1 protein-coding gene is annotated in these 421 nt (G+C 63.9%); it reads left to right on the top strand.

Annotated features, from left to right (window positions below; all coding sequences use genetic code 11):
- Positions 1-113: 113 nt before the first annotated feature.
- Positions 114-421: VirB8/TrbF family protein (locus AC1DJ5_RS14655; protein ID WP_477021074.1), on the top strand; the 308-nt coding region annotated here is incomplete at its 3' end.

The following is a 421-nucleotide window of genomic DNA, read 5'->3' as shown; positions in this document are numbered from 1 at the left end:
CCTGAAGCCAGCAGCGGCAGCTGAGACCGCGTCGAAATCATCGAACGTGCCGCACCCCGCGCCTGGCGCAGGGGCGTCGCGCCCATTGATGTTTCAGCAGTACGGAAGAACCCATGTTCCGCAAGAAGGATGCAGGCAACAGCCCCAAGGTCGAGCAGTCGGTCGCCAAGGCGGTCAGCTACGAGATCACCGTGGCCGACATGGCCCGGCGCAGCGAGCGTCGTGCCTGGTGGGTCGCCACCGGTTCGTTGCTGATGTCGCTGGCGTTGGCCGGTGGCTACTACTACATGCTGCCGTTGAAGGTGAAGGTGCCGTTCCTGGTGATGGCTGATGCCTATACGGGTACGGCCACGGTTGCGCGCCTGCGCGGCACGTTCCAGGGCGAGACGATCACCACCAATGAAGCGGTCAATCGCAGCAT

The organism is Brevundimonas sp. 01N35 (genome assembly GCF_056399785.1).
This window is presented reverse-complemented; position numbering and strand designations above follow the sequence as displayed.